Here is a 16,727-nt window from a genome sequence, read left to right on the forward strand (position 1 = left end):
TTAATTCCATATCATCTTCATACGATGTTTCGACGTATAGAATTTTTCGGTCTTCTTTAGAAAATTGACCCAGGTGAATCTCGTGACAAAGACGTTGTTAATACTAAGCACCCTACTCCTTAGCGCATGTTTGGGCATGCCTGAACGGGTAAAACCTGTGACGGGTTTTGAACTCAATAAATATTTAGGTAAATGGTATGAGATCGCCAGACTTGATCATTCTTTTGAAGAGGGTCTCAGCCAGGTAACAGCGGAATATAGTTTGCGGGACGATGGCGGTGTTTTAGTTGTTAATCGCGGCTTTTTTGCCGAAGACAATATATGGAAGGAAGCAGAAGGCAAAGCCTATTTTGTTAATTCCGACACAGAGGCATATTTAAAGGTATCTTTCTTTGGGCCATTCTACGGCTCATATGTGGTATTTGAACTCGACCATGACGACTATCAATACGCCTTTATTTCCGGCCCGAATCACAAGTATCTCTGGCTGCTATCACGAACACCAACTGTGAAACCTGAGCTAATCGAGAAGTTTAAACGGATGTCAGCAGATCGAGGCTTTGATACCACGAAGCTCATCTTCCCAGAGCAAAAATAGGTAGCTCGCAAGATAGTCTATTGTAGCGCTTCAACCACTATGCGCTCATTCTGAATAAAGGCAATAAACTCGCGCTCGTCTGGCTTAGCCAGCATAGCGCGAGCTACCGCCGGCTTCCAGTCACGACGTAAGCGCCTTGCAAAGTGCCTAGCACCGTAACGCGCATCATATTTTTCAACTAGATAATTTCGACAGTTAAGATCTAGCTGCAGCGCACCCTGACGTTTGTCCAGTCGCAGCTGCAATTTCGCCAACTCAAGATCTAGAACACGGGTTAAATGCTCTCGCTGCAAATGCCGAAATGACTAAATTGCATCTATACGGTTTATGAATTCAGGATCAAACTTTTTATGCAGGGCGCGCTCAACAATACGTCGCTCTTGCTTGCCCCGCCCCAAAAAACGTCGCCATCATCTCCTCGTTATCGTACATAATGCCCATGGTGCTGTATTCAGGGAAGACCACCAGATCCATGCCAGGCAGACCGATCTTCGTGCCCTTAATCATATCCGCTATATTGCGGGCATTTTCCAAAACTTGCTCGCGGGTGTGCAACCGCGGCATCTTGTAATTGACGACAGCGACACCGACCGTATCCGGGCTGCTGGAAATATCACCGTGTCTCATCTTTATCTCCTATTGCTAAGAAATTAGTCGACGCGCACTGCTGAATAATCACACTGACAAATAGGCCTTTATTTTGTCGGTATCGACTTCTTCACGCAGGTTTTCGTGAATAAAGTTGCCTTTGTCGATCACAATGATGCGATCTGCGACCGTCATGGTAAAACTCAAAACTTGCTCAGACACAATGATAGTAATGTCCCGCAATTTTTTAATTTCATTTAAGACATTAGCGATATCTTTAATAATGGAGGGCTGAATCCCTTCGGTGGGCTCATCTAGCAACAATACCTTAGGATTGGTCACTAATGCCCTGGCAATAGCTAACTGTTGTTGCTGACCACCAGAAAGGTTTCCGCCTTTACGCTTGCGCATTTCTGCCAATACCGGAAACAGAGCGTAGATATCATCGGGAATCTTTTTAAGTTTGGAGACCTCCATGCCGGTTTCGATATTTTCCTGTACTGTTAACGACGGAAATATCATTCGCCCTTGCGGCACATAGGCAATGCCGCTCTCGACACGCTGGAAACTTTCCTTTTGGGTAACATCAACACCGTCAATACTGATGCTGCCTTCTGACGTGGGCAGAATACCAATCAACGATTTAAACAGCGTGGTTTTTCCCATACCATTCCGCCCCATGATGGCAAGCGTCTCATTTTTCGGCACGGTAAAATCCAAGCCGTGAATAACTTCACTCTGGCCGTAACACACTTTCAAATTAGATACGTTTAACATAAATCTATTTCACCTCACCGTAGCAGCCTGTGTCGCAAACGATTGCTTAACTTTTTAGTGACCCAAATACACTTCAATTACCTTAGGGTCTTTTTGCACTTCTTCCATTTCACCTGCGGCGAGAATTTTACCTTGATGCAATACCGTGACCTTGTGGGCAATACGCGCCACAAACTCCATATCATGTTCAATAACCAGCACCGAGCGACCCTGACTAATTTTGTTAAGCAGCTCTGCCGTTTGCTCGCGCTCCTTTACACTCATGCCAGCAACGGGCTCGTCCAGCATCAATAGCTGTGGGTCTTGTATCAGCAACATACCAATTTCAAGCCACTGCTTTTGGCCGTGGCTGAGCAACCCCGCCTCGGTATCCAAGAAATCGACCAACATGATTTGACTAGCTACTTCCATGATCTTGCTGTGCACTTCATCGTCGTGTTTAAACATCAACGAACCAAAAACACCGCGTCCGCGAGGATAGGAGATCTCGAGATTTTCCATCACACTGAGATTTTCGTAGATCGAAGGCGTCTGAAATTTACGGCCCACGCCCGCTCGAACGATCTCGTGCTCAGATAAATTGGTGAGTTCTTTATTTAAAAATTTGATACTGCCTGAGGTGGATTTGGTTTTTCCGCAAATCAAATCCAATACCGTGGTTTTACCTGCGCCGTTCGGGCCAATAACGACATGGAGTTCATTTTTATCTAGATAGAAGCTCAATGAATCAACGGCTTTAAAGCCATCAAAGGACACCGTTAAATCTTCAATCGCCAGAGTAAAATCTGTGTTGGTAGACATATTCATTAGTTGGCCCCCTCGAGCTTGCCATCAACGCTTGTCGATTCGATTTTTCCCTTAGCAAAAAAGCGCTTAAGGAAGGCAAAACGTTTAGTGATGTGATGGCCGTAGTCCTCCCACAAGCCAGCCAAACCGTTTGGAAAGAACATAACAACGGCAATAAACAAGCCGCCCATTAAGAACAACCAAAGTTCTGGAAAGGATTCGGAAAATGCGGTTTTGCCAAAGTTAATCAACAAGGTGCCGTATACTGCGCCGATTAAAGACATACGCCCACCGATGGCGGCAAAGATCACCATTTCGATTGAAGGCACAATGCCGACAAAGGACGGTGACATAAACCCAACTTGCAGAGTAAACATCGCACCGCCGATCGCCGATATCATCGCGGCGAAACAGAAAATAAAGATTTTGAAGTTGGCGACGTCGTAGCCCGAGAAACGCACCCTATCTTCTTTATCACGCATCGCTAGCAGTAGGCGACCAAACTTACTGGTTAAGATAAAGCGTGACGCAATGATTACCCCAAGAAGAAGAAAGCAGTTAATAAAGTAGAATAAGTTTTTTGCGCTGTCGGAGGTGATGTCCCAGCCATTCAAGGTACGCAGGTCCGTGATGCCATTAATACCGCCAGTCAGGCCCTGCTGACCTACAATTAATACCGTTAGAATAACGGAGATAACCTGGGTAATAATGGCGAAGTAAACGCCACCGACTCGGCGCTTAAACATCGCCGCGCCAATGATATATGCAAATATGGTTGGCACCACGAGCACAGCAATAATGGTAAATGTAAAGCTATTGAAAGGCATCCAGAACATGGGCAGTTCGGTAAGCTGATTCCAGTCCATAAAATCAGGAATACCGGGGGTCGACTGAATGGCGGTATTTTCTGGCGACGAGGCCTCTAACTTTAAAAACATCGCCATGGCGTAACCGCCAATACCAAAGAAGATACCCTGACCCAAACTTAAGGTGCCACCGTAACCCCAGAGCAAGACTAAACTCACCGCCGCAAACGCGTAGGTTAAATATTTACCAACCAAATTCAGTCGAAACGAATCCAAGAAAAGTGGAAAGACAACCAGGATTAGCGCTGCGAGGATGCAAAACCCTACCATGCCCTTTTTATCGCCAAATAATTTTTCGTAAACGAAGCTCATCGTTAACTCCCAATAATTTACAACCGAACTCGCTGTGTCTGAGCGGGGCTCGCCTTAGCGGCGAACCTTGCTGGCAAACAAGCCTTCAGGTTTGAACATCAAAATTATTACCAAGGTGAGCAAGGTAAAGACTTTGGCCATTGATCCACTGATAAAAAATTCGAGGATTGATTGTGCTTGAGCAATTGAGAAAGCCGACGCGATGGTTCCGAACAAACTGGCCGCACCACCGAACACCACAACCATAAACGTATCGACGATATACAAGGTTCCCGTCGTGGGCCCCGTAGACGCGATAGTGGTAAATGCCGCACCCGCCATGCCCGCTATGCCGCAGCCCAGCGCAAAGGTATAGCGATCAACTTTTTTAGTATTGATACCCACCGCGCCAGCCATTAATCGATTCTGGGTGGTGGCGCGAACACGCAAACCCCAACTGGATTTAAACATCAGATAAAACACTGCCAAGGTCGTAAATATGGTCAAGCCCAGAACAAACATGCCGTTAATGGGAATATCGATCATATCGGTGGCGGGATAAGCTCCCATTAACCAATCCGGCAAAGTGGGACTCACTTCCCGGGCGCCAAAGATCGACCGGTAGGACTGCTGCATAATCAAGCTCAAACCCCAGGTCGCCAACAGCGTATCTAAAGGGCGCTTGTAGAGATGCCTTATCAAGACAAATTCTGCTAGATAGCCCAATATGCCGGCAACTAAGAAGGCCGCCACTATCGAGAACACAAAATAGTAGGGCATAAATGCCGGAATATAAGTTTCTGTGAGCGAAGAGATGAGGTAGGTGGTATATGCCCCCGCGGCCATGAATTCGCCGTGGGCCATATTGATAACCCCCATCTGCCCAAAAATAATTGCGAGCCCCAAGGCCATCAGCAACAGTACGCTGAACAAGCTGATGCCGGCGAAGCCCTGCATTGCGAAGATCGCGCCTAACTCGTCGTAGCTATAACCGCCCATTACTTAGCCTCCGCTAAAAAGTAATTCAATATTCTTTTCACTGCTGCTGTTCCACTGCATGAATTCGGTGAAGAGCTTGGCGAGCATTGCTGCTCGCCGGTATTGCAAGATTTTTCTAAGAAGCCCTCGGGCTTATTGATAACCTTCTGGGAATGGATCTGGCTCGATCAATTCAGAGGTGTAGACCACTTCTGCTTGGCCATCTTTCTTCCACATACCTACCCGCGCCTTACTCCAAAGATGGTGGTTAGGATGCAGCTTCACATAACCTTCTGGTGCGGTAGTTAGCTCGATATCGCCTTCTTCCGAAGCTTTAACAACCGCATCAACATCAAAGGTACCAGCCTTCTCGACAGCCGCTTTCCACAACCAAGGACCCAGGTAAGCGGCCTGTGTTACGTCACCGATAACACTGTCTTCGCCCCACATTTCTTTAAAGGCTTTAACAAAGGCTACGTTGTTAGGATTATCCTGGCTTTGGAAATACTTCATGATGGAGTAGAAGCCTTCGAGGTTTTCACCGCCGATGCCCAACACTTCATCTTCCGTTACCGAGATGGTTAGCAAAGTTTGCTTCTTGGAGGTGATACCCGCCGCTTTAAGCTGTTTAAACCACGCTACGTTACTGCCGCCTACCACTGCTGCGTAAATCACATCAGGCTTTTTCAGACGGATTTTGTTGATCACCGAACCAAACTGGGTATCGCCCAGCGGCTTGTACTCTTCACCCACGACCTTGCCACCCAACACGTTTTCTATGTGTTTACGGGCAATTTTCATGGAGGTACGTGGCCAGATGTAGTCAGAGCCAATTAGATAGAAGGTTTTAGCGCCCTTCTCTTTAGCCACCCAGTTCAAACCGTCTAGAATCTGTTGGGTTGCTTCCTGGCCGGTGTAAATTACGTTTTTAGACTGCTCTAGTCCTTCGTAAAACGTGGGGTAGTAAAGCAAGCCATTCTCTTTCTCAAACACGGGCAGCGCCGCTTTACGCGAAGCTGATGTCCAGCATCCGAATACGGCTGCCACCTTATCGTTCACTAATAACTTGCGACTTTTCTCAGCAAAAGTTGGCCAATCGCTGGCGCCATCTTCCTGAATGATTTTGATTTGGCGACCTAAAATACCGCCTGATTCATTGATTTGTTTGATGGCCAGCTTTTCGGCTTCTTGAGCACCGGTTTCACTGATCGCCATGGTCCCCGTCAGCGAGTGCAAAATGCCCACGGTAACAGTGTCATCGGTAACCGCCTGCCCAGTGGTGGTGGCAGGTGCCGCCCAACTTAACTGCGATGCTAGTATAATACCCAGCGGTAGTGCGCCAAGGGCACGAACTACCTTGCGGCGCCCCCAAGAACGCTGATTATCGGATTTATCACTCATCGTTACTTCTCCTACCCTACGGTTGCTTGATTGACAGCAAACAGTCTCCTTAGAAGTTCCCCGCTGCACCATGAGGCGAATGCTCCCCCCCGCTAAGTTAAATGACGTATACCGTCAGCGTGGTGGTCGAGATAGCGTCAAGATTACTGAAGCAAACGTGTGTGTATGTTTTGTATTGGCGAGAACGCAGCCCGCGACTATCCGATGGTGGCATCGATCCTGCTTAGGAGTGTATGCGTGGCAATTAAAGCACTGCTCCCGACGCCGCTAAGCGGTATTTCTAACTAGTTAGCTTTACCCAAGGCCAACTGGTTTGACCAAAACAACGTAATGAACCTATTAAAATGAATTTGCCCTTATGAACCCCCAGCAACGGGTATTCCGCATTCGCCGCAAATACAATCGCTGGGTAGCGAATGAAACACTGGAAGACTACGCGCTGCGCTTTACTGCCAAAAGTGCTCGGCGCTGGTCTTTGGCGCGGGTATCGAATACGGCGCTGGGCGCCATTTCGTTTCTCGCCCTCGAGGCGATTGGCGGCGCAATCACTCTGAGCTATGGGTTCAGCAACACCGTGGCGGCCGTAATCGCGGTTGGTATTATTATCTTTCTGACCGGCATTCCCATTTGCTATCACGCGGCGCGGCGCGGGGTAGACATAGATTTGCTCACCCGCGGAGCGGGCTTTGGCTATATTGGCTCTACCATTACTTCGCTCATTTACGCGTCGTTTACGTTTATTTTCTTCGCGCTGGAAGCCGCCATCATGGCGCTGGCCTTGGAACTTACATTAGATATACCGCTTAAATATGGTTACTTTATAAGCGCTATTGTTGTCATTCCGCTAGTTACCCACGGCATTACTCTTATCAGTCGTTTTCAGGTTTGGACCCAGCCACTGTGGGTGATACTGCAAGTACTGCCACTCGTATGTATCGTTTTTCAGTCTGAGGACGCCTTTCAAAATTGGGTGGCCTTTACGCCACCAGATGGTGACCCCAATTTTAATATTCTCGCCTTCGGTGCCGCCTCTGCGGTAATTTTTTCACTCATCGCGCAAATTGGAGAGCAGGTCGATTTTTTGCGCTTTTTACCCCATCAAGAAAAACCCAATAAGCGCTGGTGGCTCGCGCTGATAGCGTCGGGCCCGGGCTGGATTATAAGCGGCTCAATTAAAATTTTGATCGGATCGTTTTTAGCGGTACTCGCGCTAAGCCACGGCATATCCTTTAGCGAAGCCTCAGACCCCAATCGCATGTACCTAACCGCTTTTAGCTACCTAAGCAGCTCACCCCAGCTCACACTTTTTTTAGTCGGCGTTTTTGTTATTTTGTCGCAGCTTAAGATTAATGTCACAAACGCATATGCTGGCTCGATTGCCTGGTCTAATTTCTTCTCCCGCCTGACTCACAACCACCCCGGCCGAGTGGTGTGGCTGGTATTTAATGTCGCCATCGCGCTCATGTTAATGGAGCTTGGCATTTACCGCGTTCTAGAGGAAATTCTCACCGCCTACTCTATTATTGCTTTGGCGTGGGTTGGGTCACTTGTCGCCGATCTCGTAATTAATCGCCCACTCGGCCTGCGACCCACGGCGATGGAATTCAAACGCGCCCACCTCTACGACATCAACCCTGTCGGCGTAGGATCTATGATTATCTCTTCAACCTTAGGGTTTCTAGCCCACCTGGGGCAATTTGGAGAAACCGCACAGGCACTCGCGTCTTTTATTGCACTAGGCAGTACCTTCATCTGTGCTCCACTTATTTGCTGGCTCACAAAGGGCAAGTTCTATATCGCCAGAGAACCGGTACTGGCCAGCAGCAAAATTTCGCTGCGCTGCTGTATTTGTTACCATCATTTTGAAAGTGAAGACATGAGCCACTGCCCAGCGTACGCTGGCGCAATCTGCTCACTGTGCTGCTCGCTGGACAGTCGCTGCCATGATATGTGCAAAACAGACTCACGCATGGCAGAGCAACTAACTAGTGCATTGAGCTTTCTTATACCCAATGCATGGATTCGCTCACTCAATACTCGCACTGGCCACTTTATCGGTCTCTTTACCTTAATTAGCTTTATGATCGCCAGCGTATTAGCGCTGGTTTATGTACAAATCACCATCGATGAGGGCATGGAGCGAAGTTTAGCCGCTAGTGCGCTGAGTAATGTCTTTTTTATTCTGCTCATTGTGTCGGGAATTCTCGCGTGGATGTTTGCCTTAGTACACGATAGTAGGCGTGTTGCGCAGGAAGAGTCCCAGCGTCAAACCGAATTACTAGTTACTGAAATAGAAGCCCACAAACAAACCGATATGCAATTACAGCAAGCCAAGGAAATTGCAGAGTCTGCCAACCAAGCAAAAACCCGCTATCTCACCGGTATTAGTCATGAGCTGCGCTCACCGCTAAACGCCATATTGGGCTATGCACAATTATTAGAAAAAGATCCGAACATTCCCGAAAATAGACTTGATGCACTTAAAGTTATTAGACGCAGCAGCGAACATTTAGCTGACTTGATAGAAGGCTTACTCGACATTTCCCGCATCGAAGCGGGCCGACTCGAACTGTCAACGTCAGACGTGAACCTGGGCAATTTGCTAGATCAAATTATTAGTATGTTTCAAGTTCAGGCCCAGGCCAAAGGTATTGGCTTTAGCTTTGACCGCCTAACACCACTGCCCGAAACCGTCAAAACAGATGAAAAACGCCTGCGCCAGATTCTGATAAACCTTATTTCCAATGCCATCAAATATACGCCGGAAGGACGTGTTAATTTCACAGTGAGCTATCGCAACCAAGTCGCCGAGTTCCTGATAAACGATACCGGTATCGGCATTGCCGCCGACGATATAGAACGCGTCTTTAAGCCCTTTGAACGCGTTCGCAAACCCGGCTCACCACATATTGCCGGCACCGGTTTAGGACTCACAATTACTCGCCTGCTAACCGACATTATGGGTGGCGACATTGCCATACACAGCCAGGTCGGCGTGGGTAGTGAAGTTAAGGTGTCGCTTATGCTGAGCAGCACCGACCGCCTCGCTGTTTCCACACCCAACGAACGAAAAATCATCGGCTACGAGGGCGAAGAGCAGACCCTATTTATTGTCGACGACGAACCTACTCATCGCAGCCTGCTTAGCGACATGCTCAAGCCGCTGGGCTTTAACGTTATATCAGCACCTGACGGCAATACCTGTCTGGATATGCTGCGCTACTGCGATCCCCTACCAAAGATATTCCTATTAGATATCGCCATGCCAGGCATGAGTGGATGGGAGCTCGCTGCCGCTATTCGCGAGCGTATTCATCACGCCACGATTATTATGATCTCGGCAAACGCTGCCGAAGTGACACCAGAAAGTAGCGGCGTGCCACCCCACGATGCCTATTTATTCAAACCGATTCGAATTACGCAGGTACTCGATTACATCGCCAAACACGCCGGTATAGTCTGGCAGTACGAGTCCGAGGAACACCGAGCCGCATCGATTTCTGCTGCGGGTCAGCTAGTTAGTCTGAACGCACCACTCTCCGACGAACACCGCCGAGAACTTATTCAGCTAGCAAAAATAGGCTATGCCAAAGGCATCAAGCACTGCCTGGAAAATATTTCCAAACAAGGCAACGCCGATCCTACCACGCTAAACACCTTACAAGAGCTTGCCGCTGGATTTCAGTTTACTGCTCTAATTAACGCATTGGAAAACAGCACGTCATGAATACACCTCGCGGAAAAAAAGATGTCGTACTTATTGTTGACGACTCACCCGACACCCTGAGCATGCTTAACGACACCCTTGATCAAGCCGGCATTACCGTATTGGTTGCATTAGAAGGTGCTCAAGCACTCACCATAGCGGCCAATATTACGCCAGACGTTATTCTGATGGACGCCTTGATGCCGAATATGGACGGCTTTGAAGCCTGCCGGAGATTAAAAGAAAATCGGGATTTAGCTCATATCCCCGTGATTTTTATGACCGGACTTAGCGATACCGAAAGTATTGTTAAGGGCTTTGCCGCCGGCGGTGTCGACTACATTACCAAGCCGGTCAAGGGCGATGAGCTAATCGCCAGAATGCGCGCGCATTTGAACAACGCCCGCTTAACCTTAAGCGCAAGAGTAGCTTTAGATAGCGCCGGACAATTTCTATTTTCCGCCGCCTCCGATGGCAGCCTCTTATGGGCAACACCGCAAGCCTATCACCTACTTGAAGAGGCCGGTTTAGACAGCGACTGGCTAAACGAAAATCTACCGACACAATTACGTCAATTGCTGGCTCCGCATTTTAATAAAGAAAAAGGGCTATTGATTAAAGCGACAGATAAACCACTGGAAATACGCTATATAAGCCAAACCGGTAACGACGAATACCTGCTGCAACTCATTGATTTAGAGCGACCATCCGACGTTGATCGGCTGCGCTCCGCTCTGCCTATAACTGACCGCGAATCAGAGGTTTTACTGTGGATTGCCCACGGTAAAACCAATAGAGAAATCGGCACCATTCTGAGCATGAGCCCGCGGACTGCAAATAAACATTTAGAGCAAATTTTCCGCAAGCTGAACGTTGAAAACCGAACGGCGGCGGCGGTTATTGCACTGAAGCACTTGCAGACGTAAGGCTTAACATATCGGGCAACGATTCTCCTGCTAAGACGAAATAAAATCAGGCCACTGACCGCCCACGTAATCAATAAACGCAGCACTTAAACCCTCAGCCAGCAAATAGTCTCTGCTAACCGGTACGCGATTGGGGACAAATTCACTATTCGCGCTAAGCAGAGACGGATAATTGTGATGCAGCATTGCCGCCCTACCCATCAGCACAAAATCTAAACCGGCATCTAAACCAAATTTGATATCTGCTGGAGTATAAACTTTACCGGCCGCACCCAGGCGTATATCACCACGGTCTAGTTCGGTAAAATAAGACAGCAAACTACGACCCCGGAACGATTCATCGGCAGGCTCTTTATAAATATCCCATGCCGAAATATCGAGAAAATCAATTTCTTTCTTTTCAAATAACGTCTTTGCTGTTGCTACCGCTTCAGCTAATTCAATACCATGACGCTCGGGCGTTAAGCGAACACCAAGTAAAAATCCTGCACCGCAGCGCTTGCGAATGCCAGTGATTATATCGAACAGTACCTTTGAGCGATTTTGCAAAGAGCCGCCATACTCGTCGGTACGCTGATTAAATTCGGAACTTAAAAATTGGCAAATAATATAATTATGTGCGGCGTGTAATTCGACACCATCGAAGCCCGCGCTCTTTGCGCGCTCCGCACCCTGTATAAAATCTTCAATTAGACGTTTCACCTCACCGTGGCTTAAGCCTCTCGCCGCGAACTTTGCAGATGGCGTCGGCGCCACAGGTGCCAAGCCCGTCAATTCGCGCGGAGATCGCAAGCCCGCATGATGCAGCTGCACAACGGCAAGACTGCCATGCGATTTTATTTTCTTAGCCAATTCTTTTAGTCCAGGTAATTGGCTGTCACTAAAAATTCCCAACTGCCCCGGAAAGCCCTGACCATCTTTATTAATATGGGCGGCGGCTGTCATGGTTAATCCAAAGCCGCCCTTGGCACGCATTTCTAACCAGTTAATTTCATCATCCGACAGAGAGCCGTCGGCAAAACTTTGGGAGTTCGTGAGTGGTGATAAGAAAAATCTATTTGGCATCTCCTTACCACAGGGAAATCTCAGCGCTTGAAACATCGTGCTCATAAAAACCTACTCCATGCCAAAACGGCATTATATATTTTTAACATTTTAAAAATTAAAGATGCCACTCACTGTTCTCACGAACGACTACTCGCAAGCCGTCTAGCGCAGAGTACAAATCGGGACACGATTCCGTAGAGCGATAAACTAAATAGACCGGATGAGTAAACTCTGGGGAATCCGCTACTCGCTCTAGTTCGCCACTTCGTAAATGCGGCTCTACAACCCGCGTTCTAAAATAGCCATTCCCGCCACTGTGCAACATCACGCGCAACGCTAGCGGCCCCAAGTTAAAGGTAAGTGCCGCCTGCCTTGGCTGGGGAAGAACGGCGTCGTATTGCGCCTTAAACTCAGGACCCCAATCCACAAATAGATTGGGCGTGTTTTTTGTTGGTACTTGCACATGAACCAATTTTTCTTCTAACAACTGCTCAACCATAAATCCCGAAAAGTAATTTGGCCTATGCACAATCACCGCGTCGAGAAAGCCCTTTTCTAATTTAGTCAGCAGTGTTTTTGCATCCGATACGTCTGTATTAATCGCGATGCTAGGGCAGTACTCTTGCAGCCACGCCACCCAGTTAGTCAGCACTGGATTCCACAAACTTGTTTCAGCGCCTATGCGCAAACGCGATTCGCGACCACGTGGCAATTTCATTTCGGCCTTGGCGCACTCCCAGGTTTGCACCAAGGTCGTTGCATAGGCAACAAAGCGCTCGCCCTCGATTGTTAAACGCGCACCACTTCGATTGCGAACAAATAACTGGCAGGCCACTATTTCTTCTAGCGACTGCAACCTGGCAGTCACCGTTGTCTGACTTACATGCAGCCGCTCAGCTGCACCGCAAAAACTTCCCACACTCATCACCTCTAAAAAGGTGCGAGCTAACTCAATGTCCATCTGGCTCTCCATCGGTCAGGCTAGCTACGAACACGCACTAATTCCGATTTTCTGATATTAAGGATCATATATATTCATTATACGAATTTAAAGCAAGTCTTTACTATTGGCGCCCCAATATGAGGCTCACCATGGTGCATGTGCACAATAATCGCCCTAAAGCTGTAAAAATCGGATGCGCAATTTTATAAATGAGGTCGGCCAAATCATCGGCATTGAGCAAAACACCACCAGCCAGCTCGAAAAGCTGCTGTCTGGCTTAGGCGGTTTTTTCGGCATTGCACTGTGTTACCTAATCTCTAATATCTATCTAACAGGGCCAGCAACACTCTTCATCGTCGCCTCTGCAGGAGCTTCGGCAGTGCTTATATTCGCCGTTCCCAACGGCGCACTGTCGCAACCATGGCCCGTCATCGGCGGCCACCTTATATCCGCCAGCATTGGTGTGTACTGCCAGCAACATCTTGGCAACCCCCATTTTGCAGCCGCAGCCGCGGTAGGTTTAGCCATATTTGCCATGTACCATCTGCGCTGCCTGCACCCGCCGGGTGGCGCCACAGCACTTTTTGCAGTGGCGGGCGGCAATCACGTTATCGACTTAGGGTATAGCTATGTGGTATTCCCGGTGCTGCTAAATATCATCGCTCTGGTGAGCTGTGGCATATTATTTAATGCGCTATTTCAATGGCGTCGCTATCCCAGCCACTTATTTCGCCGCCATCAAACACCATCGACCACTGGCGCTAAGCCCTCGTTTCGACATATTAGTCCCGATATTGCGCAGGAGGATTTCGCCGCCGCGCTGCATCAAATGAATTCGTTTATTGATATCACGCCCGACGATTTAAGCGATTTATTTGAACTCGCATCGCGAAGCGCTCGGCGGCGGGCGCGAACACCTTTAAAAATTGAAGCCGGTCTTTATTACAGCAACGCTGAACGAGGAAGTGATTGGGCAGTAAGAAAAGTGCTGGCAATTGAAGGTCGGCGCATACAATTTCGCACCGCGGCCGGGAGTGACGACAGCACTGACAAAGCACACTATTGTTCACGACGCGCATTTAGACAATGGGCTCGCTGCAAAGTGATTATGTCTAGCGGTTTATGGGTGCCTTGTGGATCATCAAATGAGGGAAGTTAGTCTTCTGACCGAAAATGAAGCCAGACATCGCGGACATCAAATACCAAGGATATGCTGTTACAGGCGGCGAGCATGATCAGATACGCTTGGTAGCTACCCTCTGCGATGGGAATTTCTCTGATGACAAAATACAGCAATGGCATCCATAATATGTGCGCCAAACCCAACACTCGCTGATACCCAACCATACTGAACATCAACATCATCGCGGTCGCAGATATTAAAAATGTGGCAAATATAATCTTCGCGACATACTCGTCCCAAAACAGCAGGCTCGCTATATTTACTGCCAATAGCATGGCAACCCAAATGACCACCCACTTAGGCTGACGCGACAATTCAACAAAAAATAGTAGTGGATTCGTCATGATCTCGATTCTCATTGTTATTATTTAATGCGCTACACCAGTCAAAAAGACCAAGCCACACTCCGCTTGTTACAACGCCGCGCGCTTAAATCACAAACGAATGATGTTTATGGAGAGCGTATTGTTCTACTACTCAGTCTTTGAAAACAACAAATCCCACACCCCGTGACCTAAGCGCTCACCGCGTTTTTCAAATTTAGTAATGGGACGATACTCTGGTCGCGGCGAATATTCACGAGCACCCGCCATATTGCGATAGCCTTCGGCCTCAGCCATGACGTCCATCATATGCTCAGCGTAATTCTCCCAATCAGTCGCCAAGTGCAGCACGCCGCCGATGGTAAGCTTATTGCGCAAGGTCTGAACAAACTGCGGCTGAATTAGGCGGCGCTTGTGATGGCGAGCTTTGTGCCACGGGTCAGGAAAATAGATCTGAACGCGGCTTAAGCTATTGTCAGGTATACACTGCGCCAATACTTCCACCGCATCGTCTTCGTAAGTACGCACATTCGTCAGACCGGCCTCTTGCACCAGGTACATCAGGCGTCCCACACCGGGGGTGTGAACCTCTACGCCGATAAAATCATTTTCGGGGGCATTGGCAGCCATTTCAGCTAGGGAGTCTCCCATACCAAAACCAATCTCTAGCACCACCGGCGCTACGCGCCCAAATGTGTGCTCAAAACTTTGCATACCGCTACTGCGCTGCAGGCCTAATTCAGCCAGATTGATTTCATAGGCGCGGCGCTGGCCGTCAGTCATTCTACCGGTGCGAAGAACAAAACTCTTAATCTTGCGTCGGATGGGTGCGGCATTCTCAGTCATTACATTGCTTTCCACGCTGAATAGGCCAAACACGCCCAAGCCACTAAAAACATTAAGCCTCCGATTGGGGTAATTGCACCCAACCAGCGTGTGCCGGTTAATGCCAAGGCGTATAAGCTGCCGCTGAATACCAGCACGCCCACAAAGAACAGCACAGCCGATATTTTTAATGACGTATGCTGAACACCGATGTGCATTAGCACCCCAACAATTAATAGTGCGAAGCAGTGATAGAAATGGTACTGAACGGCGGTTTGATAAACCGCCATCATGTCCGCAGACAAACTCGCCTTTAATCCGTGGGCGCCAAAGGCACCCAAGCCAACCGCAAGAAATCCAAGAATCGCCGCTAGCAAAAGTGTTAGGGATGCCATATGTCTGCCCAGATTATCCATTAATGGCCGCTATTGTACGGATCTCCGCGGTCTTAAAAAAGCCGGCTGTCGAAGTGCACGGGAATTAAAGGCTTAAAAATGCAAAAGCCCCGCAGTGCGGGGCTTTAATTGCAACTTAAACAGAGTATTTAGAGCTAAGCTTCCATGGCTACGCGCAGCTTTTTCATCGCCGCTTGCTCTAGCTGGCGAATACGCTCAGCTGACACCCCATAGCGATCTGCCAAATCGTGCAAGGTCGCCTTATTGTCAGTTAACCAGCGGCTCTGCAGAATATCGCGGCTGCGCTCGTCGAGATCAGACAATGCCAAAGACAGGCTCTGGTGGTTGCTCTCTTCCAGATTGTCAGACTCCAGTAGTAAAGCAGGGTCTGCACTGTGATCTTCAAGATAGTGAACCGGTGCAACTGGACCGCGCTCGTCGTCAGTGTCAGCATCAAAACCCACATCAACGGAGCTCAAACGCCCTTCCATTCTACGTACTTCCGCTACATCGACGCCTAGATCCGCAGCAACAGAGTGCACTTCATCATTGCTCAACCAAGACAGCTCTTTCTTTGCGCTGCGTAAATTAAAGAACAATTTGCGCTGTGCCTTGGTGGTAGCGATTTTCACAATGCGCCAGTTGCGCAAAACGTACTCGTGAATCTCAGCTTTAATCCAGTGGACAGCAAATGACACCAAGCGGACGCCTTTTTCGGGGTCAAAACGCTTAACGGCCTTCATTAAACCGACATTGCCTTCTTGGATTAGGTCAGCTTGCGCCAAACCATAGCCTTTATAACTCTTGGCAATATGCACCACGAAGCGCAGGTGCGACATAACTAACTGGCGCGCAGCATCTACACTATCGTGGTAAAAAAGATCTTCCGCCAGCTCACGCTCACGCTCTGCGCTAAGCACAGGGATGCTGCCAACTGACTGAATATATGCAGAGAGATCACCACCCGGTACAAGCTGTTGTATCGGCTGTAAATGACTACTCATTGCACATCCTCCTAGAATTTGTTGATGAATCGCAGTTTTACACCGCTGCTTATTAGAGTACCAAACGCAGTAAAGTTCAAGTACCCAGCC

17 protein-coding genes are annotated in these 16,727 nt (G+C 48.4%); 4 read left to right on the top strand and 13 right to left on the bottom strand.

The genetic code is table 11. The features are described from left to right. Positions 1-82 precede the first annotated feature (82 nt). Positions 83-598, top strand: a complete 516-nt coding sequence (locus KXJ70_RS07500) for a lipocalin family protein (protein WP_369409753.1) — start codon at positions 83-85, stop codon at positions 596-598. Between the two features lie 17 nt (positions 599-615). On the opposite strand, the gene KXJ70_RS07505 is transcribed toward KXJ70_RS07500, so the two are convergent. From KXJ70_RS07505 to urtA, 7 genes are all read right to left on the bottom strand, one after another. After that, on the bottom strand, positions 616-891 hold the full coding sequence (locus KXJ70_RS07505) for a ClpB D2-like domain containing protein (protein ID WP_219042797.1): 276 nt from the start codon (positions 889-891) through the stop codon (positions 616-618). Positions 892-961: 70 nt separating this feature from the next. After that, positions 962-1,225, bottom strand: coding sequence for a carbon-nitrogen hydrolase family protein (locus KXJ70_RS07510; RefSeq protein ID WP_219042798.1), 264 nt, complete (start codon positions 1,223-1,225; stop codon positions 962-964). Between the two features lie 48 nt (positions 1,226-1,273). Beyond that, positions 1,274-1,963 carry an urea ABC transporter ATP-binding subunit UrtE gene (urtE, locus tag KXJ70_RS07515; protein ID WP_219042799.1) on the bottom strand — a complete coding sequence of 230 codons (690 nt, stop codon included), beginning with the start codon at positions 1,961-1,963 and terminating at the stop codon, positions 1,274-1,276. 54 nt (positions 1,964-2,017) lie between these two features. Next, positions 2,018-2,764: an urea ABC transporter ATP-binding protein UrtD gene (gene urtD / locus KXJ70_RS07520; protein ID WP_219043120.1), complete on the bottom strand. Its 747-nt coding sequence runs from the start codon at positions 2,762-2,764 to the stop codon at positions 2,018-2,020. Between the two features lie 5 nt (positions 2,765-2,769). Continuing rightward, positions 2,770-3,927 (bottom strand): urea ABC transporter permease subunit UrtC, encoded by a 1,158-nt coding sequence (urtC, locus tag KXJ70_RS07525; RefSeq protein ID WP_219042800.1) that lies wholly within the window; start codon positions 3,925-3,927, stop codon positions 2,770-2,772. Positions 3,928-3,981: 54 nt separating this feature from the next. Further along, positions 3,982-4,905, bottom strand: a complete 924-nt coding sequence (urtB, locus tag KXJ70_RS07530) for an urea ABC transporter permease subunit UrtB (RefSeq protein ID WP_219042801.1) — start codon at positions 4,903-4,905, stop codon at positions 3,982-3,984. Positions 4,906-5,037: 132 nt separating this feature from the next. After that, a complete protein-coding gene (urtA, locus tag KXJ70_RS07535) occupies positions 5,038-6,285 on the bottom strand; it encodes an urea ABC transporter substrate-binding protein (RefSeq protein WP_219042802.1) in 1,248 nt (415 codons plus the stop codon). Between the two features lie 358 nt (positions 6,286-6,643). Here urtA and KXJ70_RS07540 point away from each other — a divergent pair, with 358 nt between their 5' ends. Both KXJ70_RS07540 and KXJ70_RS07545 read left to right on the top strand, forming a co-directional pair. After that, positions 6,644-10,012, top strand: a complete 3,369-nt coding sequence (locus KXJ70_RS07540) for a hybrid sensor histidine kinase/response regulator (protein ID WP_219042803.1) — start codon at positions 6,644-6,646, stop codon at positions 10,010-10,012. After that, complete coding sequence (locus KXJ70_RS07545; protein WP_219042804.1) at positions 10,009-10,917, top strand: response regulator transcription factor; 909 nt, start codon at positions 10,009-10,011, stop codon at positions 10,915-10,917. Before KXJ70_RS07540 ends, KXJ70_RS07545 begins: the two co-directional genes overlap by 4 nt. 30 nt (positions 10,918-10,947) lie before the next feature. Here KXJ70_RS07545 and KXJ70_RS07550 read toward each other — a convergent pair whose 3' ends face one another. Both KXJ70_RS07550 and KXJ70_RS07555 read right to left on the bottom strand, forming a co-directional pair. After that, on the bottom strand, positions 10,948-12,027 hold the full coding sequence (locus tag KXJ70_RS07550; protein ID WP_219042805.1) for an NADH:flavin oxidoreductase: 1,080 nt from the start codon (positions 12,025-12,027) through the stop codon (positions 10,948-10,950). 52 nt (positions 12,028-12,079) lie between these two features. Continuing rightward, on the bottom strand, positions 12,080-12,925 hold the full coding sequence (locus KXJ70_RS07555) for a LysR family transcriptional regulator (RefSeq protein ID WP_219042806.1): 846 nt from the start codon (positions 12,923-12,925) through the stop codon (positions 12,080-12,082). A gap of 175 nt (positions 12,926-13,100) precedes the next feature. On the opposite strand from KXJ70_RS07555, the gene KXJ70_RS07560 reads away from it, so the two are divergent. Further along, positions 13,101-14,066, top strand: a complete 966-nt coding sequence (locus tag KXJ70_RS07560) for an HPP family protein (RefSeq protein WP_219042807.1) — start codon at positions 13,101-13,103, stop codon at positions 14,064-14,066. Here the strand turns inward: KXJ70_RS07560 and KXJ70_RS07565 are convergent. From KXJ70_RS07565 to rpoH, 4 genes are all read right to left on the bottom strand, one after another. Continuing rightward, on the bottom strand, positions 14,063-14,434 hold the full coding sequence (locus KXJ70_RS07565) for a hypothetical protein (protein ID WP_219042808.1): 372 nt from the start codon (positions 14,432-14,434) through the stop codon (positions 14,063-14,065). The two genes, KXJ70_RS07560 and KXJ70_RS07565, sit on opposite strands and share 4 nt — an antisense overlap. Positions 14,435-14,563: 129 nt before the next feature. Beyond that, on the bottom strand, positions 14,564-15,259 hold the full coding sequence (gene trmB / locus KXJ70_RS07570) for a tRNA (guanosine(46)-N7)-methyltransferase TrmB (RefSeq protein WP_219042809.1): 696 nt from the start codon (positions 15,257-15,259) through the stop codon (positions 14,564-14,566). Beyond that, a complete protein-coding gene (locus KXJ70_RS07575; RefSeq protein ID WP_219042810.1) occupies positions 15,259-15,633 on the bottom strand; it encodes a DUF423 domain-containing protein in 375 nt (124 codons plus the stop codon). The genes trmB and KXJ70_RS07575 overlap by 1 nt, the downstream gene beginning before the upstream one ends. Positions 15,634-15,788: 155 nt before the next feature. Then, positions 15,789-16,637 carry an RNA polymerase sigma factor RpoH gene (gene rpoH / locus KXJ70_RS07580; protein ID WP_219042811.1) on the bottom strand — a complete coding sequence of 283 codons (849 nt, stop codon included), beginning with the start codon at positions 16,635-16,637 and terminating at the stop codon, positions 15,789-15,791. Between the last annotated feature and the right edge of the window lie 90 nt (positions 16,638-16,727).

It is taken from the genome of Zhongshania aquimaris (assembly GCF_019312595.1).
Classification (GTDB): Bacteria; Pseudomonadota; Gammaproteobacteria; order Pseudomonadales; family Spongiibacteraceae; genus Spongiibacter; species Spongiibacter aquimaris.